Origin of the sequence: Mycolicibacterium wolinskyi str. Jessa 2025, assembly GCF_049241375.1 — a bacterium.
Classification (GTDB): domain Bacteria; phylum Actinomycetota; class Actinomycetes; order Mycobacteriales; family Mycobacteriaceae; genus Mycobacterium; species Mycobacterium wolinskyi.
Genome location: NZ_CP185960.1, coordinates 2,491,574 through 2,511,448, shown reverse-complemented (window position 1 = coordinate 2,511,448; position 19,875 = coordinate 2,491,574). Strand labels below are relative to the sequence as shown.

Below are 19,875 nucleotides of genomic sequence, written 5' to 3'. Positions count from 1 at the left end.
TAGTCTCGGCGCCGCCGAACCGAGCGGTCAGCGCCCCTGGGTGATGTAGGCCTGCAGCTGTTGCTGTTCGGCTTCGAGCTCCTCCATACGGGTCTTGACGATGTCGCCGATGCTGACGATGCCTGCGAGTCTGCCGTTGTCGAGGACCGGGATGTGCCGGACGCGGTTCTCGGTCATCAGCACGCTGAGATGGTCGACGGTGTCACGCGGTGTGCACGTCGCCACGACAGTCGTCATGATCTCCGACACCGGCTGCGCCAGCAGGCTGCTGCCCCGCTCGTGGAGTTTGCGCACGACGTCGCGCTCCGACACGATGCCGATCAGCCCGCCCGGCCCGATGACCACCATGGCACCGATGTTCATCTCGGCCAGGCCCGCCAACAGCTCGGTCACCGTGGTCTCCGGCGAAATCGTGGCCACCGCCGCGCCCTTGTTCTTCAGCACATCTGCGATTCGCATCGCCCGCCTCCGATCGTGATGCACCTCACACCAGGCTAGGTCGGCGAGAGGCGCTGCGAAAGGGCTTTCCTCACGTCGTCGCGTCGGAATAAATCGAGGCACCGAAGGGCTGCACCGTCGCGAACCCCTGCGACCGACGAACGAGGGAACGGCACATGAGCACTGCACATTCGGTACCCACCACCCAGCTCGGCGACGAATTGACTGTCAGCGCAATAGGTTTCGGCGCGATGGCACTGACCCCAGTGTACGGCGAGGTGGACGACGCCGAGTCGCTGGCGACGTTGAACCGCTGCCTGGATCTGGGCGTGACCTTCATCGACACCGCGAACATCTACGGCGGCGGGGAAAACGAGAAGCTGATCGCAAAGCTGCTGGCCGACCGGCGTGACGAGGTCACTCTGGCGACCAAGTTCGGGATCGAGGGCAATCCGGCCGACCGGGCCGCCGGACGGCCCACCGTCCGTGGAGACGCCGAGTACGTGCGGCGCAGCATCGACGAGAGCCTGCAGCGGCTACAGACCGACGTCGTCGACCTCTACTACATGCACCGCCGTGACGTGAGAGTGCCGATCGAGGAGACCGTCGGCGCGATGGCCGAGCTGGTCACCGCGGGCAAGGTGCGGCACCTGGGCCTGTCCGAAGTGACCGCCGACGAGCTGCGTGCAGCCGTCAAGGTGCACCCGATCGCGGCAGTGCAGAGCGAATGGTCCATCTGGAGCCGCGATGTCGAGCGCAACGTCGTGCCGACGGCCGCCGAGCTCGGCGTGGGATTCGTGCCGTACTCCCCGCTGGGTCGCGGGTTTCTCACCGGGACGCTGCGGTCAGCCGCCGACCTGGCATCCCCCAACGACTTCCGCAAGACCATGCCCCGGTTCGCCGAGGGTTCGCTGGACGCCAACCTTGCGGTCGTCGACGCCATCCGGTCGATCGCCGAGTCGGTCGGGGCGACACCGGCTCAGGTCGCACTGGCGTGGCTGCGCTATCGCGCCGAGGCGCTGGGAATCGCCTCGGCGCCGATCCCGGGCACCAGACGCGCCGCGCGGGTCGAGGAGAACCTGGGCTCGCTTTCGGTGACGCTGACACCCGAACAGCTGACCACGTTGGACGAGGCCGGGGCGGCCGTATCCGGTGACCGCTACACCGACCTCAACTGGGTGTCGGCCGGACGCGAATAACGACCGGACTTCGCGCCGCGGTTTTCAGCGTGTCCCGGTCCGAGAACCGGTAGGAATGACGCCATGATCGAGGTCACGCTCCTCGGCACCGGCAGCCCCATCCCCGATCCGGATCGGGCCGGGCCGGCCACCCTGGTGCGCACCGGTGACCAGACCTTCCTCGTCGACTGCGGCCGCGGCGTCCAGCAGCGCCTGGCGGCGGCGGGCTCGGGTGCCAATCGGGTGACCGCGCTGCTGCTCACCCATCTGCACAGCGACCACATCGCCGATCTCGGAGACGTGATCATCACGCGGTGGGTCACCACATTCACCCCTGACGCGCCGCCGCTGCCGATCATCGGTCCACCGGGGACCGCTGAGGTGGTGGCGGCGACGCTGAAGGCGTTCGGATTCGATATCGGCTACCGCATCGCCCACCACGCCGACCTCACCGGTCCGCCGCCGGTCGAGGTTCACGAACACACCGACGGGCCGGTGTGGGATCACCACGGCGTTCACATTCGCGTCGCACCGACCGATCACCGACCCGTGGCCCCGACCATCGGGTTCCGCATCGAGCACGGCGGCGCATCGGTGGTGTTGGCCGGCGACACGGTGCCGTGCGAGAGCCTGGACCGGCTCGCCGGCGGTGCGGGCGCCCTCGTGCACACCGCGATCCGCAAAGATCTCATCGAAACCCTTCCGCAGCAACGGATTCGCGACATCTGCGACTACCACTCGTCAGTGCAGGAGGCGGCGGCCACCGCGGCCAGGGCAGGCGTCGGGATCCTCGTCCTCACCCATTACGTGCCCGCCATCGCGCCCGGCGCAGAAGAACAATGGCGCGCGCTGGCCGCCACCGAATTCGACCGGCAGATCGAACTCGGCGACGATCTGCACCGCGTCGAGGTGCATCCGGGCGTGTGCGTCAAGCCAGCCGGGTGATCTCGACGACCACGTCGAGATCCGTCGAGCCCTCGCCGGAGTAGATTCCCTTGAGCGGGGCCACATCCGCGTAGTCGCGGCCCACGCCCACGCTGATGTACTGCTCGTTGATCTCGGCATCGTTGGTCGGGTCGTAATTCCACCAGCCACCCGTCCACGCCTGGACCCATGCATGGCTCTGGCCGTCGATGGTGTCGCCCAGCGCGGCCTTGCGCTTGGGGTGCAGATAACCCGACACATAGCGAGCCGGAATACCCATGGACCGCAACATGATCAACGTCAGGTGCGCGAAATCCTGGCAGACGCCCTTGCCTTCGCGCAATGCGTCCAGACCCGACGAGTGGACGCCCGTGGTGCCCGGCACGTAGTCGAGTTCACTGCGCACCCACTGCGCCACGGCGATCACCGCGTCGTACGGGTCGTGTTCCTTCGCGATGCGCTCACCGACACGCTGAATGCGCTTGCTGCGCGGCGTGTAGTGGGTCGGGCTGAGCACCTCGTCGAACCGGTCGAAGACGGCTTCGGACCGAAGATCGTCCCAGCTCACCAACTCGTCAGGCTTCTCACCGACCTCGGTCTCGACCACCGATGCCGAGGTCACCTCCAGTTCGGTGTGCGGTGCGTGCAGATCGAACGCCGTCACTGCGGTGCCCCAGTAATCCACATAGCGGTAGGACCTGGTGGCGGGCACGGTCTCCACGCGGTTGAGGATCACGTTCTGCCGGGAATCCGACCGCGGGGTCAGGCGTGCCTCGTTGAAGGATGCGGTGACCGGCGAGCGGTAGGCGTAGCCGGTTGAGTGCACGACCCGCATGCGCCACATCTAGAGCTCCCCTTCTTCGATCACCAGCGCCTCACCGTGCCCGGCATCGGTCCAGGCCACCCACGGCGCCGAATGGAAATACTGCAGCGCCAACGCATCTCCGACCTCGCGGCAGGTCTTCTGCAGACCGGCCAACCGGGTTTCGAGGGACTCCAGCAGCACCCCCGGTTGCATGAACTCCAACTCACTGCGGGCCCGGCCCAGCAGCCGCTGCGCTTCGGCGGTCGCACCGAGCCGGTTGTGGGGCCGGTTGAGCAGTTCGTCGAGACTGATCTCGGCCAGCCGCAGCGAGAAGAAGATCGACCGCGGGAACAGCCGGTCCAGCATCATGAACTCGACGACCCGTCCGGCGTCGAGCACGCCGCGGTACGTGCGCAGGTAGGTGTCGTGCGCACCTGCCGAGCGCAGCAGCGTCACCCAGGCGGGCGACGAGCCGCTGTCCCCGACCCGGGACAACAGCAGCCGCACCGTCATGTCGACGCGTTCGATCGCCCGGCCCAGGAGCATGAATCGGTAGCCGTCGTCGCGGCTCAGCGTCGAGTCCGCCAGTCCGGCGAACATCGCCGCCCGGCCCTCGACATAGGACAGAAACTCATGCGGCCCAAGGCGTTTGGCGGCACGTTCCCGTTCGGCGAGGGCGTTGTAGGTCGTGTTGAGGCACTCCCAGATCTCGGTCGAGGTGACCTCGCGGGCACCTCGCGCGTTCTCTCTGGCCGCCGAGATCGCGTCGACGATCGAGGCGCCGCCGTAGGTGTCGCGACTGAACGCGACGATGTCGGTGAGCGACCAGACATCGAGACGATCCTTGGGCGGATCGATGCCGAGCACCCGCAGCAGCGTCCGTGACGCCTGGTCGGGATCGACACTCGAATCCTCCAGCAGCTGGTGGATCGTGACGTCGAGAATGCGTGCGGTGTCATCCGCTCGCTCCACGTAGCGTCCGATCCAGTACAGCGATTCGGCGTTGCGTGCCAGCATCTGTGCCCCCTACTGCTGCTGTTGGGACGACGAGCCGTCGGGTATGCCGTCGGCTTTGGGCCCTTTGGCCGACTTGGGCAACGCCCGGACCACCTCCGCGGCGGCGAGCTCGCGGTCGGCCACCGATGTCCGCGATGCCAGCACCCACGTGTCCTTGGATCCGCCGCCCTGGCTGGAGTTGACCACCAGCGAACCCTCCGGCAGCGCCACGCGGGTGAGGCCGCCGGGCAGCACCCAGACGTCGTTGCCGTCGTTAACCGCGAACGGCCGCAGGTCGACGTGACGTGGGGCCAGCTTGCTGTCGATCTGGGTCGGGACGGTCGAGAGCTGCATGACCGGCTGGGCGATCCATCGGCGCGGATCGCTGCGGATCTTCTTGGCGATGGCCGTCAGCTCTTTGGCCGACGCATCCGGCCCGAACACGATGCCGTAGCCGCCCGAGCCTTCGACGGGTTTGATGACCAACTCGTCGATCCGGTCGAGCACTTCCTCGCGTTCGTCGTCGAGCCAGCACCGGTACGTGTCGACATTGGCCAACACCGGCTTCTCACCGAGGTAGTACTCGATGATGGTCGGCACATAGGTGTAGACGAGCTTGTCGTCGCCGACACCGTTGCCCACCGCGCTGGAGATCACCACATTGCCGGCCCGGGCCGCGTTGAGCAGGCCCGCGACGCCGAGCACCGAATCCGGCCGGAACTGCATCGGGTCCAGGAACGCGTCGTCGATGCGCCGGTAGATCACGTCGACCTGGCGCTCGCCTTCGGTCGTGCGCATGTAGACCGCGTTGTCACGGCAGAACAGGTCGCGCCCCTCGACCAGCTCGACACCCATCTGACGGGCCAGCAGCGAGTGCTCGAAGTACGCCGAGTTGTAGACGCCCGGTGTCAGCACCACGACGGTGGGATCGGCGACGTTGGTGGGCGCCGCGTTACGGAGGGCCCGCAGCAGGTGTGACGAGTAGTCGCCGACCGCTCGCACGCGATGGGTCGCGAACAGGTTCGGGAAGACCCGCGCCATGGTCCGCCGGTTCTCCATCACATAGGACACGCCCGACGGTGAACGCAGATTGTCCTCGAGCACCCGGAAGTCACCCTTGGCGTCACGGATCAGGTCGATGCCTGCGACGTGGATCCGCACGCCGTTGGGCGGAACGATGCCCGCGGCCTCACGATGGAAGTGCTCACAGGAGGTGACCAGGCGGCGCGGGATGACCCCGTCACGCAGGATCTCCTGCTCGCCGTAGATGTCGTCGAGGTACATCTCCAGCGCCTTGACGCGCTGGGTGATGCCGCGCTCCAGCCGCGACCACTCGGCCGCCGAGATCACCCGCGGCACGAGATCCAGCGGGAACGGCCGCTCCTGACCCGACAGCGAGAACGTGATGCCCTGGTCGATGAAGGCCCGGCCCAACGCCTCCGAGCGGGCCTGCAACTCCGAGGCGTCCGACGGAGCAAGCTCGGCGAAGATGCCCTTGTACGGTCCGCGCACGTTGCCGGCCGCATCGAACATCTCGTCGAACGCCTCGGAGTACCGCCCCAAGCGGTTGTAGCCGTCGAAGACGCCCCGATGTTTGACGCGCGGCGGCGGGGTGCTGCGCGACCGGGCGGAGTCAGCCGACCTCTCGGAAGCGACGGTTCGAAGGCTCATCCCCAACATGCTGCCCCACCTGCGGGCTTTTCGCCGGTTCAACGACACAGCCCGTTTCGCCAGGCCAACGGGTGGGTTGGGGTGGTAGAACGGGGTGGAAAGCCCGGGGTTCAGCGGTCGGCGCTTTGGGAGTTCCGGCGTGGCACTGGTACCCTGAACAGTCGCTGCCCGCGGAACGGTGGGCACACACAGACTTCGGTAACCCCAGCTAGAGAATTAGAAGGAACTTCTTCGTGGCCAACATCAAGTCGCAGGAAAAGCGCATCCGCACCAACGAGCGTCGTCGGCTGCGCAACCAGTCGGTGAAGTCGTCGCTGCGTACGTCCGTGCGCGGATTCCGCGAGGCCGTCGAGGCCGGCGACAAGGAGAAGGCTGCCGAGTTGCTGGTGTCGACCAGCCGCAAGCTCGACAAGGCCGCCAGCAAGGGCGTCATCCACGCCAACCAGGCCGCCAACAAGAAGTCGGCGCTGGCGCTCGCCCTCAACAAGCTCTGATCTTCACTTCTCACTTCCAGGCTGTTTCCCGGTTCACCGGGTGGCTGCTTCCCCGGTTCACCGGGAGGCGAGTTCCGCCACCCGGCGTACCGCTGCCTCAAGGGCGTAGTCGGCATCTGCCGCTGCGCCCTTTACGTCTGCATTGAGCGCGGCAACCACGCGCATCGCTTCGGCCACCGAATCCCGCGACCACCGGCGGGCCTGCTTCTGCGCCTTCTGCACGCGCCACGGCGGCATCCCCAGTTCCCCGGCCAGCCGGTACGGGTCACCGGACAGCGGCCCAACCCGCGCGATCGTGTGTACGGCCTCCGCGAGCGCGTCGGCCAACACGACGTGCGGCTCGCCGGCGAGCATCGCCCACCGCAGCGACTCGGCCGCCCCGGACACATCGCCGAGCACCGCCTTGTCGGCGATGTCGAAGCCCTTCACCTCCGCCTTGCCGCTGTGATAGCGGCGCACCGCGGCCGCGTCGACCTGCCCGTCGGTGTCGGCCACGAGCTGTGAACACACCGCGGCCAACTCCCGGATGTTCGACCCGACCGCGTCCAGCACCGCGGAGACGGTGTCATCGGACACCTTGGTGCGCAGCCTGCGGAACTCGCCCCGCACGAAATCCGCGCGCTCAGCCGGCTTGACGATGCGCGCGCACGGATGCACCTGCGCGCCAAGCTTTTTCAGCTGGTCCGCCAGAGCCTTCGCTCGGCCGCCGCCGGAGTGGATCACAACCAGCACCGTCCCCGGTGGGAGATCGGCGGCCGCCGAGGCGATCAGCGAAACCGCATCCTTGCCCGCCTCCGCCGCGGACTCCAGGACCACCAGCCGTTGTTCGGCGAACAACGATGGGCTGAGCAGCTCGGCGAGTTCGCTGGTGCTGACATCGCCGGCGCGCAGGCGGTCCACCGGCACGTCATCGGATCCCGCCTGTTTACGGGTGTCACGCAGCACCTCTGCCACCGCACGCTCGACCAGCAGTTCCTCATCACCCAGCACCAGGTGCAGCCCATCGGTCTGTTGGCTCACGCCATGATCGTTTCACGCCGGCCCGACACCGCTGACAATCAGGTTTGGAGTGCGCCGACGAGCGTCCACGCCAGCAGACCGAATGCCAGCACGGCCAGGCTCCGGCCCATCCACCGTCGTGCCCAGCCCAGCCGCCAGAGCACCGACAGCGCGATACCGCCCGCGGCCACCGACACCACGCCCGCGACCCCTGACGGCGTCGGCACCGTCGAGCCGGGCACCGAAGACGCCCACCGCGCGACCGAAAGCAGCCACCACAACTCGGGTCCGGTGAAGCGGATCAGCAGTTGGGCGCCCGCCGGCCACACCGCCGCCATAGCCGCCGCCGCGGTCCCCAGCACGGTGATGGGCGGAATGACCGCGGCCACTGCCAGATTCGCTGCCACCGCGACCACGCTGAACGTTCCCGATATACCCGCCACGAGCGGGGCGGTCAGCAGTTGGGCAACCACCGCGACACTGACGGCCGCCGCCAGCGGACGCGGCCAGCCCCGCGCCTCCAGCCGCTGCGACCACACCGGTGCAATGACGACGATGCCCGCCGTCGCACACACCGACAACGCGAATCCGGCATCGACCGCGAGTTCGGGTGCCCCGATCATCAGCACCAGCACGCTGGCCGCCAACGCCGGTATGGCCCGACGCCGCCGGTGAGTCAGGACAGCCAGCAGCGTGACCGCGCCCATCACCGCGGCGCGCAACACGCTGGCCGACGGTTGCACGACGACGACGAAGCCGACAAGGCCGAGAGCGGCCAACACCACGGCCAACCGTGGACCCACCAGAGACGCCGTCAGCAGCAGCGCACCGCACACGATCGTGACGTTGGCGCCCGAGACCGCTGTCAGATGTGTCAGACCGGCCGCCCGGAACTGCGCGGTGGTCTGCGCACTGACGGTCGCGGTGTCGCCCAGCACCAGGGCGGGCAGCATCGCGGCCTGGTCGGCAGGCAGTGCGGCACGGGCCGCGTCGGCGAAATCCGAGCGGATGTGCTGCGCGCCGCGTTGCACCGCCGAGGCATCACCGATCGACGGCTGACCGGTCGCCGAGACCACGGCCACCGTGAGATCGAGGCGGCCGGGCCGTGCGATCGCCGCGCGGAAACGAGCCGACCTGCCGGGGGCGGCGTCGGAGTAACCGGCGACCGGTGCGAATACGAGGACACGGCCCGACGACTCGTGGGGTCCGAGCGCCGAGAGCTCACCGCGGAACATCAGGCGACCGCCCTTGACGACCCGCGGCGTCTCGCTCGGTGTGACCGTCACTTCGGTGGTGGTGCCGTACCGGTCGACGACCGGATGGTGGCGGACCTGATACACCCGCATGCCGATCGCCGCGGCGAAACCCACGCCGACAATCGCCACCGCCAAGGCCGCGGTGGTGCCGGCGCGCACTGCCCCGCCGACTCTCGCCGCGGCAGCGGTGAGAAGCGTCGCTGCCACGAGTGCGATGACGGATCCTGCGACGTACCAGAGGATTCCGGCCGCTGTCACGAGCCACGCGGTCAGCGCCGCGGGAACCAGACGCAGATCCAGGTCCTCGCCGTCAGTCGCAGTCGGCGGCGGCGATGTCACACGCGGACCAGCGCGCGCAGCTTCTCGAGCCGGGCCGGGCCGATACCGTCGACATCGCCGAGCTGGTCGATGCTGGCGAACCGGCCGTTGGCGGCGCGCCAGGCCACGATCGCCTCGGCGGTCACCGGTCCGATTCCGGGCAGCGCGTCGAGTTGCTCGACCGTCGCAGTGTTGAGATCGACCGGCCCCGCCGGATCATCCGCCGGGGCCGCGGCCGGCGGGGTCGACGCCTCCCCCGCGATCGAACTGCCCATCGTCGTCGGCTCCCCGGGCGGTGCGGCGATGCCCACGACGATCTGTTCACCGTCGGCCACCCGGCGCGCCATGTTCAACCCGATCAGGTCGGCACCGTCGAGCGGACCTCCCGCCGCGGTGAGCGCATCGGCGATCCGGGCGCCGGAGTCGAGCGTCACCAAACCGGGTTTGTGTACGAGGCCGACGACGCTCACCACCATCGGACCGTCCGGTGCGGCAGTAGCCGGTGTCGGGCTGGCTGACGAAACCATCTGCACCGGTGGAAGGTTCGCGGCCGTGACGGGCGGCGGCCGGTCGCGGATCAGGGTGAAGACCGTGACGAGCACCGCGAGCACGCCGACTCCGACGAGTGCCAACACGCCGGTGCGCCCGGGGTCGGCGCGTACGGAGGCCAGCCAGCCGCGGGATTCGGTGTTGGTGGTGTCAGGCAGCCACCGCGACAGCGTGGTGTCCGGAACTTCAGGTTCGCCCGCGGGGGTGTCTTCGCGATCGTCGGGCGCACCGAGCCGGCGATGCAGCCGCTGCACGGGCAATTCGGTTCCCATGCCCGCGACGGTATCTGCGGATGCCCACGATTCCGGTCGTGCGGACCGGCTCACGTGCCTGGTTGTGGATGAAAACCGATCTGTGGATAACCTGACCGTCGCGAGTTCGGCTACCCGGCGCGCTTGTCGGAGCGATCGCGGGTCGGCCGATTCTCCTTGGAATCCTCCGACTTGTTGTGCTGCAAAGATTTCCGCGGTGCATCGGCCAGCGAATCCGTGACCGATCTGACTGTGCGGCTCACGTCACGGACCAGCTTGCGCACCGGCCGATCGGCCGTCTTGGTGTCGTCGGATGCCCTTGATGGCTCGGCGGTTGCGGAAGCCCGGGTGGCCGCGCGGCCGACCTCGCGATGAACCCTCTTGGCCGGCGGGGGCACTTCGGCCGAACTCGCCGTGGCCGGCTGCACCTCGGCCCTCGACGTCTCCGGCGCAGGCCTCGCCGTGCGGAACGGATTGTCAAGCGCGCCACGGATGTTCGTCACAGCGGTGTCGACCGAATCCGACACGATGTCCGATGCCACGTCGACCACCTCGGTGGCCTGCGCGGCCGCGGCGCTGACCGCGGCGAGCGGGTCACCCGAGCGGGCGAACTCCTGCGCACCGGCATCGACGGTCTGGACGACACCGAGCAGCAGCAACTCTCCAGCCTGAAACGCCACGGCGGCAGTGACTTTGATGGCCTCGACGGCAACCACCTCGGGCAACGTCTCGGCTCCGGTCTCGGTCGGCACCGGCACGCCGGGCCCCGGCAGCGGCTGATTGAGCGCCGCCAGCACCGTTTCGCGGGCAGTGTTGACGGCGTCGGGTAATTCGGCGGGCGTGAGCACCGCCGAACCCACCCGCATCAACTGAACGACCGCGATCTCCAGGGTGTTGAAGGCCTTCGGGACAACACGGTTGACGTCGTTGAGAATGATGCCCTCGGCGGCGTCATTGGCGGCACCGGTCACCGACGCCGCCGCCGTGCCGACCGCCCGCGGCAGTGAGCCCGTCGCCGCCAGCGCGTCGAGGAATGTCGCCGGTGTCTGCACCGCCGCCAGCGGAACGGTGATCGCCCCCTGCACGACGAACGGGCAGATCACGCTGCAGTACAGCACCTGGTTGCGCAGGAACGCCAGTGGGATCGCGCCGAGGGGCGGTGACGCGGTGAGCTGGACCTGGGCGTTGACCACGCGTGGCGCGTGCAGTTGGGCCGGCGCCGTCACCGGTGCGGCGACAAGCGCTGCTGCACCGGCGGCCGCGACGGTCGTCAGGACGGTGGACTGGATGCGCGCATACACGTCTGCCCCCAAGAGTTGTGTTCCGGACACTGCTCTTACACACGGGCACCGACGGTGAAAGGTTCAACGCTCATCCGCCGTGTGCGGCACGCACCGATATCCGCGGCCCTGCCCCGTCCTCGGTGACCAGGTATGTCACTGTCGGGCAATTGAGTTCGTGGCCATGGCGATCGCGGCGCGAGAACGTGCCCCGGATCAGCGCCGACGTCGAGTTCAGCGACGTGAGCTCCAAGTGCACCACGTCGGTGTGGTCATAGCCGATCGCCCGGAGCCCGTCGAGTTCGCCCTGCATGACGGCGGCCACGTCGTCCTCGGTGGTCAGGGTGACGACACCGTCGTCGCTGCTGATGATCAGCGGACGTCCGTAATGTCGCAGCAGGGCCGCCAAGTCGCCGTCGCCGCGGGCACAAGCCACGAAGGCGGACAGGTACGTCTGAAACCAACCCGCATCGATCGCCATGGCTAGCCGACCGCTCGGGTGGAGGATGGTCCCGGCGTCACGCGCTCCAGGAACCGCAGTAGTTCGACCGGGAACGGCAGCACCACGGTGGAGTTCTTCTCGGCAGCCACCTCGACGACCGTCTCCAGCAGCCGCAGTTGCAGCGCTGCGGGCTCGGCCGCCATGACATCGGCAGCCGCGGCGAGCTTCTCGGAGGCCTGCAGTTCTCCATCGGCGGTGATGACGCGCGCTCGCCGTTCCCGTTCGGCCTCGGCCTGTCGCGCGATCGACCGCTTCATGGAGTCCGGCAGCACCACGTCCTTGATCTCGACGCGGTCGATGTGGATGCCCCAGCTCACCGCCGGATTGTCGATGAGCAGTTCCAGGCCCTGGTTGAGCCGTTCCCGGTTGGACAGTAGATCGTCCAGGTTGCTCTTGCCGATGATCGACCGCAGCGAGGTCTGCGCCACCTGCCCGATCGCCGACATGTAGTCCTGCACGTCGACCACCGCGCGGACCGGGTCGATCACGTTGAAGTAGATGACCGCGTCGACCCGCACAGTCACGTTGTCGCGCGTGATGCCGTCCTGTGCGGGGATGGGCATCGTGATGATCTGCATGTTGACCTTCTGCAGTCGGTCCGCGACCGGTATCAGCATCGTCAGACCGGGTGGCCTGACATGGTTTTGAACCCGGCCGAAGCGGAAGACCACGCCCCTCTCGTACTGCTTGACCACGCGGATGTTGCTCACGCAGACCCAGGCCAACACCAACACGGCGGCCGCCGCCACGCCGAGCGAATAGACCATGTCCATGATCTGACCTCGATTCATGGAGTCGCGTTGTTCGACCCCACAGTTCGATTGTGCGACGCCGGTGCGTCGGCTGCCAGAACCGACCGAGAGGCCGCCGAGTGAACAATCTGCCCGATAGTGTCTACTGCACTGGACAGGCTCATCGAGGAGACGATTCATGACCGCAGGGCAACCGCCGCTTCGCGTGATCCAGTGGACCACCGGCAACATCGGCCGGCGTTCACTGCACGCCATCATCGGCCGCGACGACATGGAACTGGTGGGCGTGTATGCCCACGGCTCCGACAAAGTCGGTGTCGACGCCGCCGAATTGGCGGGCTGGCCGGAACCGACGGGGGTTCTGGCCACCAATTCCGTCGATGAACTGCTCGAGCTCAAGCCGGACGCGTGCTGTTACAACCCGCTGTGGCCGGATGTCGACGAGCTCACCCGGCTACTGTCGGCCGGGGTCAACGTGTGTTCGAGCGCGGCCTGGATCACCGGCGGCAAGCAGACCCCCGAGGATTTGCAGCGGATCCGGAAGGCTTGCGAGACAGGGAATTCCACGATCTTCGGCAGCGGCGCGCACCCCGGTATGACGAATATGGTCGGCATGGTGCTGTCCGGTTCGTGCGAGCGGGTCGACGAAATCCGGATCACCGAGTCGGTGGACTGCTCGACCTATGAGTCGGCCGGAACCCAGACCGCCATGGGTTTCTCGCAGGATCCCGAAACGCCGGGGTTGGCCGAGAGCGTACGGCGCGAGAGCGAGGTGTTCGCCGAGTCCGCGGCGATGATGGCCGATGCCATCGGCGCGACACTGGATCGGATGACGTTCGACGTCACGTTCACCGCGGCCACCGGCGACTCCGATCTCGGTTTCATGCAGATCCCGAAGGGCACCGTCGCGGGCGTGTTCGGCTACCACCGCGGCCGGGTCGGCGACAAGAACGTCGTCAGCGTCGGATTCAACTGGACGATGGGCGATCACGTCACGCCGCCCAAACCCCTTGAGCACGGCCATGTCATCCAGGTCTTCGGCTTGCCCAACATGCGTACGGTGCTGCACTGCCTGCCGCCCAAGGGCTGGACCGAGCCCGGGTTCATGGGCCTCGGAATGATCTACACCGCGCTGCCGGTCACCAACGCGGTGCCCGCGGTGGTCGCCGCCCCGCCCGGGATCGTCACGCTCAAGGATCTGCCGCCGATCACCGGACGCTTCGCGGGCTGAGACGGCCGGCGAGCCTGTCCTTGCCGGGCCCGTCCAGATCGGTCAACGCAGCACCTCGGCCCGCCATCGCCATGAGCACCGCCTCACCGGGGCCGCGCACCTCGGGTCCGCGACCCCACGACCAGTCGAGATCTGTTGCGACGAGCCGTACTCCGCGCGTCCGTAGTGCGCCGCGCAGCGGCGGCGCCCAGATCGCGAAGTTCAACACGACGCGCAACCGGTCCGGCGGAATCACCCGCGGCAGGCCCAGTGACCGACGTATGTCCTGTTGGTGGATCATGCCGTCGGCGAGTGCGATCCGCCCGCCGAAGCCGGTGGTCAAGCCTCTCGGCTCGGCATAGCGCCGAAACAGTGCGATGAGCTCACCGGGCTGTTTGCCGGCGTCCTCGGCGACGCCGACCGCGTTGGCGCCGCCGCGCGTCACGAGTCCCTTCGCCATGCGACGGATCGTCTCGCCGCGGCTCAACGCGTCGTAGCCGATCACGTGCGCGGCGACGTCGCGAACCCGCCAGTCCCCACACAGCGTGGGACTGTCCCACTGCTGTGGCGTCAAACCGTCGAGGAACTCGGCGAACTCGGTGCGCTCGTCGCGCGCGAGTTGCATGGTCGAGCTCACGAATCCACGCTCTCCACGAGCGCACCGTAACGGCTGAGGTAGAGCGGCCAGCCGGCGTCGCCGTCGACTCCGGAAACGACGGCCTCCCAACCATCTCCATGCCGGTCGATGTGGCGATGTTCGAGTTCGACGCGCGTGCGCGTCTCCGACTCGGCGACGAAGCGCACTTCGACCTCGCTGCAGCGGGCCGGGTCGGTTTCGATTTGCCAGGTGGGGTCGATGTCCCAGGTGAACACGACCCGGTTCGGTGGATCCAGTGCGATGACGCGCGCCCACGCGCATACGCTGCCGTCGACGCCGCGGTCGTAGATTCTGCCGCCAGGTCTCGCCTCGAAGACGGTCTCGGCGATCGGGACGGCCAGCAGGTTGTGTTCGCGGGGCTTGAAATCGCCGAACTGCTCGGTGAATACGCGGAACGCCCGCTCCAGCGGTGCATCGACCACGATGTCGTGGCGGATGGTTCGCAGCCTGGCCTGACTCATGTGGGGTCTCCTTCCCGGCGCTCTACGACTTCCTTGAAACCGGCCAAGGCCTGCACCCAGAACCGGTCGAGATAGTCACGCAACGCCACCAGCCCCGCCTCGTTCACGCGATACAGCCGCCGGGTGCCCGCGATCGACTCGACCACGAGGTCGGCGTCTTTGAGCACCCGCAGGTGTTGGGAGACGGCGGGACGCGAGATGGGTAATTGGTCGGCGAGGACGCCCACCGCCACCGGACCGTCGGCGAGTTTCTCGAGGATCGACCGGCGAGTCTTGTCGCCGAGCGCGTCGAGGACGGCGGATGCGGATGCGGACACTTGGTAAGTGTGAACTAACGGTAAGTCAACGTCAACCGTTAGTTGCGACTTACGGACTTACGGATACACCTCGACCGCCACCCCGACCGCGCCCCCACCGACGTGGACCGCCAGCACGGGCCCCATGTCGGTGACGGTGAGCGATGCGATCTGCGGAAGTCGGGTGGTCAGTGCCGCACCGATTTCATCGGCGGCGTCGCGGTTGTCGACATGGTGCACGACCACGCTCGCCTGCCGGTCGCCGACGACCTCCGCCACCTGATCGACGAGGGCTGCATGCGCTTTCGAGATGGTCCGGATCCGTTGTGACAACACGAGCCGACCGTCCACGTCGAGGCGCAGCAACGGCTTGAGTGACAGCGCGGTGCCGAGCCAGGACGCCGCCGTGCCGATGCGGCCGCTGCGGCGGAGGTTGTCGAGTCGGTGCACGACGATGAACGCGTGTCCATGTCCGACCGCATCGCGCGCGGCCGCCTCGACGGCGTCCAGATCCGCGCCCGCGCGGGCTGTTCGGGCCGCGGCAAGCGCTACGAAGCCGACGCCCATGGCCGCCGAGCGCGAATTGACGACCCGGACCGCTTGGCCGAATTCGCGGGCGGCGAGCACCGCCGAACTGTAGGTGCTCGACAGCGCGGCCGAAATGTGAACGGCGACAACGCCATCACCACCGCTGTCGGCGAGTGCCTGCCGGTACACGTCAGCGAGTTCCGCCGGCGTCGCGCCGGACGTCGTGACTTTCGCCCGGTCCTGGATGTCGGACGGTACCGGGTCGACGCCGTCGCGCAGATCGGTGTCGTCGTCGAGCACGTGTAACGGCACCTGCCGGATCTGCCATTGTTCGCGGTGTTCCTGGCACAGCCGCGACGACGAGTCGGTGACCACTACGACTGCCATGTCAGTCGGCGGAATTCTCTTGTAGCACACCGGCTGCGGCGAGTCCTTTGAGCATTAGCTCGGCCACTGCGCGGTGGGCTTCGAAGTTCCAGTGGATCCCGTCGGGATTGCCGCGGCCGTTGAGCACCTCGTCGGCGACCGCCGCCTTGAGGTCGACGAGCGCGACATCGTGCTCCTCGGCCCAGGCCGTGATCGCCCGCACGGTGGGCTCCCGGCCGTGATGCGCCCTGCCGTAGGTCTCGGCGATGTGCACCGAAGGCAGTGAGGCCACCACCGGTATCCCGGGCCGGTTGAAATCGATTGCGTCGCGTGTCATCTCAAGATATTCGACCGTCACGTGCGGCGGCAGCGCCGACCGCGCGATGGGCGAAAGACGTGGTTGGGCCCAGCCATAGCCGTCGCGGACCCAGCGTCGCAGCCACGCCGGACGCACGTAGCGGATCAGCTCGCGCAACGCCGTCGGCAGCGGCGATGGCAGGGAATCCATGCCGCTCGTCGCGAAGATCACCGCACCGGCGCGCGGAAGGGCCGCCCACGATCGGGGGTCCTGGGTCGCGGCCCACCACACGTCGCGGCACGTCCAACCGATCCGGCCGATGAGCTCCAGGTCCCAGTCGAGCTGGTCTGCCACGATGTTGGGCCAGATGCGCGGATCGTCGGACGGCAGGCCGCCGGTCGGGCCGAAGTAGGACAGCGAGTCGGCGAACACCAACAGCACCGGCCTGCGCTCGGCGGAGCGCTCAGAGGACATCGTTGGCAACCTGAGCCGACGCGTTCCACACGTCCAGCCGCCACCGGATCGCCGGGAAATCCGCGTCGTCGGCGGAATGCCCGGACAATTGGACCCAGCTCGCGTTGCCCATACCGCCCAGCACGGGCCAATTGTCGACGGGCAAGCCCAGCAAGCCGGCGGTCAACGCCGCGATCAGCCCACCGTGAGCGACCAGCACAACCGGGCGCTCCGGTCCGTCGATCCCCCACTCCTGTTGTTCGGCAACAAGTTCCGCTACAACGGGCATGCTGCGTTCGGCGACGTCGACACGGCTCTCGCCGCCGTGCGGCGCCCATCGCGCGTTGTCGCGCCAGGCCAGCCGCGCACCCGGCGCCGCCGCATCCACCTCGAGATGGGTGAGGCCCTGCCAGTCGCCGAGATGAGTTTCGCGCAGCCGCTGGTCGACCTCGACCGAGATTCCGGCGCGATCGCCCAGTGTCACCGCGGTATCCAGCGCGCGCTTGAGATCCGACGACACGATCAGCAGGGGCTGGCGTTTCGCCAGCACCTCGGCGGCTGCTGCCGCCTGGTCACGGCCCAGGTCCGACAGCTCGGTGTCGAGCTGCCCCTGCATCCGGCTACCGGCGTTGTACTCGGTCTGACCGTGACGCAGCATGACCAGGCGGCGCACCCTCATTCGGCGTCTCCGTCCGGCGCTTCAGGCTGCCGATCGAGATCCACCGGCACCAGCGGGCAGTCCTTCCACAGCCGGTCCAGCGCATAGAAGTTGCGTTCGTCCTGGTGCTGGATGTGCACGACGACGTCGACGTAGTCGAGCAGCGTCCAACGACCTTCTCTGGTGCCTTCCCGGCGAGCGGGCTTGTAGCCGGCGCGCCGCATCTTCTCCTCGACCTCGTCGACGATCGCGTTGACCTGCCGCTCGTTCGAGGCCGACGCGATCACGAAGCAGTCGGTGATCACGAGCTGCCCCGACACGTCGATGACCACCACGTCGTCGGCGAGCTTGGAAGCCGCGGCCTGCGCGGCGACGGTGGCCATCTCGACGGCTTCGGCGGTGGCGGTCATCGGGCTGCCCCCGCGTTCGTCGCGTCGGCGGTATAGAGGCCGCGCTTGGCCACATACTGCACCACGCCGTCGGGCACCAGATACCAGATCGGGCGAGCCTGTTCGGCGCGCCTGCGGCAATCGCTCGACGAAATCGCCAACGCAGGCACCTCCACGAGTTTGAGCGCATTGGGCGGCAATTCTTCAAGCGCCGCGGAGATGTGTTTGCCGTCGAGTTCGTAACCAGGTCGGCTCACGCCGACGAATCGCGCCATCGAAAACAGGTCCTCCCAGTTCTGCCAGGACAGGATCGACGCCAGTGCGTCGGCACCGGTGATGAAGTACAGATCCGCGTCCGCGTTCAAATCGCGCAGGTCGCGCAGGGTGTCTTTGGTGTAGGTCGGACCGCCGCGGTCGATGTCGACACGGCTCACCGAGAACCGCGGATTGGACGCGGTCGCGATCACCGTCATGAGGTAGCGGTCCTCGGCCTCGGTCACGCGCCGATCGTGCTTTTGCCACGGCTGACCGGTCGGCACGAACACGACCTCGTCGAGGTCGAACAGGTCGGCAACCTCACTGGCCGCCACCAGGTGCCCGTTGTGAATGGGATCGAACGTCCCACCCATCACGCCGAGCCTGCGTCGAGAAGCCACGAATAGCCAGCTTACGGCAGCGTCGGTGCCACCTCAGACGGGCAGCAGCCCGTCGATGACCGCGGCCAGCTGCTTGGCCGAGCGGCACTCGTGCATCGGGATGACGTCGAGGTATTTCGGCACCGCGGAGTCGCCGCTCCCCCACAGGTGCTTGGGTTCGGGGTTGAGCCAGTGGGCATGGCGGCTGGACGACACCATGTGCGCAAGCAGCTCGGCCTCCGGGTTGCGGTAGTTGTTGCGGCCGTCGCCGAGGACGAGCAGTGAGCTGCGCGGCGACAGCACGTTCGGATACTTGTCGAGGAAGGACACGAACGCGTGCCCGTAGTCGGAGTGCCCGTCGCGGGTGTACACCCCGGCTTCGCGGGTGATGCGCTGGACGGCCACGGCCAGATCGGACTCCGGGCCGAACAGTTGGGTGACCTCGTCGGTGGTGTCGATGAAGGCAAAGACGCGAACCCTGCTGAACTGCTGACGCAGCGCCGACACCAGCATGAGCGTGAAGTGGCTGAAGCCCGCGACCGAGCCCGAGACGTCACACAGCACCACGAGTTCCGGACGGGCCGGATGCGGCTTCTTGAGCACGACATCGATCGGCACGCCGCCGGTGGACATGGACTTGCGCAACGTCTTGCGCAAGTCGATCTCCCCGGCGCGCGAGCGCCGGCGACGAGCGGCCAGCCGGGTCGCCAGGGTGCGGGCCAGCGGTGCCACCGTCTTGCGCATCTGCTTGAGCTGCTCGCCCGAGGCACGCAGGAACTCGACGTTCTCCGCGAGCTGCGGCACCCCGTACATCTGGACGTGTTCACGGCCCAGCTGTTCGGCGGTGCGGCGCTTGGTCTCCGACTCGACCATCTTGCGCAGTTGCGCGATGCGCTGGGCGGCCAGCGCCTTGGCGATCTCCTCCTGCGTGGGGGTGGGTTCCTCGCCGTACGGTGCCAGCAGCCCGGCCAGCAGGCGGCCTTCCAGGTCGTCGAGGCTCATGGCCTTGAGCGCCTGATACGACGAGTACGACGGTCCGCGGCTGGAGTTGTAGCGGCCGTACGCCTCGACGATCTGTGCGATCATCGCCGCCAGTCGGTCATCGAGATTGGCCAGCTCCTCGTTGTCGGTGAGCATCTGCACAAGTGCCGCGCGCATGGCTTCGATGTCCTCGGGCGGAAGATCCTGGTTGTCTCCGGCCGGATCGTCCGAGGCGTCGTCGTCGAGCACCGTGCGCGCGCCCAGCGCCGCCGGGAAGAACAGGTCGAACATCGCGTCGTAGATGTCGCGGTGGTCGGCGCGGCGCAACACCGCGCATGCGATGCCTTCGCGCAATGCTTCGCGATCGCCGAGACCGAGCACCGTGATCACGCGCCCGGCATCCACCGTCTCCGACGGCCCCACCGAGATGCCCTGCCCGCGAAGCGCTTCCACGAATTCCACGAGGTGGCCCGGCAGGCCGTGCGGGGCCAGCGGCTGGGGTGGTCGGGTCCGGCGCGACGCCATCAGT

General features: G+C 67.9%; 23 protein-coding genes. 4 read left to right on the top strand and 19 right to left on the bottom strand.

Going from position 1 to position 19,875, the window contains the following annotated elements; translation table 11 throughout:
- Positions 1–27: 27 nt before the first annotated feature.
- A complete protein-coding gene (locus tag ACOI2T_RS12470) occupies positions 28–459 on the bottom strand; it encodes a CBS domain-containing protein (protein ID WP_409501445.1) in 432 nt (143 codons plus the stop codon).
- A gap of 155 nt (positions 460–614) precedes the next feature.
- Here ACOI2T_RS12470 and ACOI2T_RS12465 point away from each other — a divergent pair, with 155 nt between their 5' ends.
- Positions 615–1,637 (top strand): aldo/keto reductase, encoded by a 1,023-nt coding sequence (locus ACOI2T_RS12465; protein WP_421876649.1) that lies wholly within the window; start codon positions 615–617, stop codon positions 1,635–1,637.
- 63 nt (positions 1,638–1,700) lie between these two features.
- Complete coding sequence (locus ACOI2T_RS12460) at positions 1,701–2,561, top strand: ribonuclease Z (protein ID WP_409501443.1); 861 nt, start codon at positions 1,701–1,703, stop codon at positions 2,559–2,561.
- Here ACOI2T_RS12460 and ACOI2T_RS12455 read toward each other — a convergent pair.
- From ACOI2T_RS12455 to ACOI2T_RS12445, 3 genes are read right to left on the bottom strand one after another with little or no spacing between them, the layout of a single operon-like run.
- The gene (locus ACOI2T_RS12455) at positions 2,545–3,384 is read right to left on the bottom strand and encodes a transglutaminase family protein (RefSeq protein ID WP_409501442.1); all 840 of its coding nucleotides are present in this window, start codon (positions 3,382–3,384) and stop codon (positions 2,545–2,547) included. The two genes, ACOI2T_RS12460 and ACOI2T_RS12455, sit on opposite strands and share 17 nt — an antisense overlap.
- Positions 3,385–4,362 carry an alpha-E domain-containing protein gene (locus tag ACOI2T_RS12450; RefSeq protein ID WP_085148648.1) on the bottom strand — a complete coding sequence of 326 codons (978 nt, stop codon included), beginning with the start codon at positions 4,360–4,362 and terminating at the stop codon, positions 3,385–3,387.
- A 9-nt stretch (positions 4,363–4,371) separates the two neighbouring features.
- The gene (locus ACOI2T_RS12445) at positions 4,372–5,874 is read right to left on the bottom strand and encodes a circularly permuted type 2 ATP-grasp protein (protein WP_234817086.1); all 1,503 of its coding nucleotides are present in this window, start codon (positions 5,872–5,874) and stop codon (positions 4,372–4,374) included.
- A 371-nt stretch (positions 5,875–6,245) separates the two neighbouring features.
- Between ACOI2T_RS12445 and rpsT the strand changes: the two genes are divergently transcribed.
- Positions 6,246–6,506, top strand: coding sequence for a 30S ribosomal protein S20 (rpsT, locus tag ACOI2T_RS12440; protein WP_067847077.1), 261 nt, complete (start codon positions 6,246–6,248; stop codon positions 6,504–6,506).
- A gap of 57 nt (positions 6,507–6,563) precedes the next feature.
- Here rpsT and holA read toward each other — a convergent pair whose 3' ends face one another.
- From holA to ACOI2T_RS12410, 6 genes are all read right to left on the bottom strand, one after another.
- Positions 6,564–7,526: a DNA polymerase III subunit delta gene (gene holA / locus ACOI2T_RS12435; protein WP_409501441.1), complete on the bottom strand. Its 963-nt coding sequence runs from the start codon at positions 7,524–7,526 to the stop codon at positions 6,564–6,566.
- Between the two features lie 38 nt (positions 7,527–7,564).
- Positions 7,565–9,100 (bottom strand): ComEC/Rec2 family competence protein, encoded by a 1,536-nt coding sequence (locus ACOI2T_RS12430; RefSeq protein ID WP_409501440.1) that lies wholly within the window; start codon positions 9,098–9,100, stop codon positions 7,565–7,567.
- The gene (locus ACOI2T_RS12425) at positions 9,097–9,900 is read right to left on the bottom strand and encodes a ComEA family DNA-binding protein (protein WP_409501439.1); all 804 of its coding nucleotides are present in this window, start codon (positions 9,898–9,900) and stop codon (positions 9,097–9,099) included. The genes ACOI2T_RS12430 and ACOI2T_RS12425 overlap by 4 nt, the downstream gene beginning before the upstream one ends.
- 110 nt (positions 9,901–10,010) lie before the next feature.
- Positions 10,011–11,180: a hypothetical protein gene (locus ACOI2T_RS12420; protein ID WP_421876644.1), complete on the bottom strand. Its 1,170-nt coding sequence runs from the start codon at positions 11,178–11,180 to the stop codon at positions 10,011–10,013.
- 70 nt (positions 11,181–11,250) lie between these two features.
- On the bottom strand, positions 11,251–11,640 hold the full coding sequence (locus tag ACOI2T_RS12415; protein WP_409501437.1) for a DUF6841 family protein: 390 nt from the start codon (positions 11,638–11,640) through the stop codon (positions 11,251–11,253).
- A 2-nt stretch (positions 11,641–11,642) separates the two neighbouring features.
- Positions 11,643–12,434 (bottom strand): SPFH domain-containing protein, encoded by a 792-nt coding sequence (locus tag ACOI2T_RS12410; RefSeq protein ID WP_409501889.1) that lies wholly within the window; start codon positions 12,432–12,434, stop codon positions 11,643–11,645.
- Between the two features lie 157 nt (positions 12,435–12,591).
- On the opposite strand from ACOI2T_RS12410, the gene ACOI2T_RS12405 reads away from it, so the two are divergent.
- Complete coding sequence (locus ACOI2T_RS12405) at positions 12,592–13,644, top strand: NAD(P)H-dependent amine dehydrogenase family protein (protein ID WP_409501436.1); 1,053 nt, start codon at positions 12,592–12,594, stop codon at positions 13,642–13,644.
- Here ACOI2T_RS12405 and ACOI2T_RS12400 read toward each other — a convergent pair.
- The 9 genes from ACOI2T_RS12400 to ACOI2T_RS12360 are packed head-to-tail and all read right to left on the bottom strand — an operon-like array spanning position 13,622 to position 19,871.
- Positions 13,622–14,248 carry a maleylpyruvate isomerase family mycothiol-dependent enzyme gene (locus ACOI2T_RS12400; protein ID WP_085149876.1) on the bottom strand — a complete coding sequence of 209 codons (627 nt, stop codon included), beginning with the start codon at positions 14,246–14,248 and terminating at the stop codon, positions 13,622–13,624. The two genes, ACOI2T_RS12405 and ACOI2T_RS12400, sit on opposite strands and share 23 nt — an antisense overlap.
- Before the next feature lie 8 nt (positions 14,249–14,256).
- Positions 14,257–14,742 (bottom strand): SRPBCC family protein, encoded by a 486-nt coding sequence (locus ACOI2T_RS12395; protein WP_409501435.1) that lies wholly within the window; start codon positions 14,740–14,742, stop codon positions 14,257–14,259.
- A complete protein-coding gene (locus ACOI2T_RS12390) occupies positions 14,739–15,059 on the bottom strand; it encodes an ArsR/SmtB family transcription factor (RefSeq protein WP_409501434.1) in 321 nt (106 codons plus the stop codon). Before ACOI2T_RS12390 ends, ACOI2T_RS12395 begins: the two co-directional genes overlap by 4 nt.
- Before the next feature lie 57 nt (positions 15,060–15,116).
- Complete coding sequence (locus ACOI2T_RS12385) at positions 15,117–15,953, bottom strand: DegV family protein (RefSeq protein ID WP_409501433.1); 837 nt, start codon at positions 15,951–15,953, stop codon at positions 15,117–15,119.
- A gap of 1 nt (position 15,954) precedes the next feature.
- Positions 15,955–16,704, bottom strand: coding sequence for a diglucosylglycerate octanoyltransferase (gene octT / locus ACOI2T_RS12380; protein ID WP_409501432.1), 750 nt, complete (start codon positions 16,702–16,704; stop codon positions 15,955–15,957).
- Positions 16,694–17,362, bottom strand: coding sequence for a glucosyl-3-phosphoglycerate phosphatase (gene gpgP, locus ACOI2T_RS12375; protein ID WP_085148617.1), 669 nt, complete (start codon positions 17,360–17,362; stop codon positions 16,694–16,696). Before gpgP ends, octT begins: the two co-directional genes overlap by 11 nt.
- Positions 17,359–17,751, bottom strand: coding sequence for a ribosome silencing factor (gene rsfS / locus ACOI2T_RS12370; protein WP_409501431.1), 393 nt, complete (start codon positions 17,749–17,751; stop codon positions 17,359–17,361). The genes gpgP and rsfS overlap by 4 nt, the downstream gene beginning before the upstream one ends.
- Entirely contained in the window at positions 17,748–18,359 is a 612-nt protein-coding gene (gene nadD / locus ACOI2T_RS12365) for a nicotinate-nucleotide adenylyltransferase (RefSeq protein ID WP_421877276.1), read from the bottom strand. Before nadD ends, rsfS begins: the two co-directional genes overlap by 4 nt.
- A gap of 60 nt (positions 18,360–18,419) precedes the next feature.
- Positions 18,420–19,871, bottom strand: a complete 1,452-nt coding sequence (locus tag ACOI2T_RS12360) for a vWA domain-containing protein (RefSeq protein WP_409501429.1) — start codon at positions 19,869–19,871, stop codon at positions 18,420–18,422.
- Positions 19,872–19,875 lie beyond the last annotated feature (4 nt).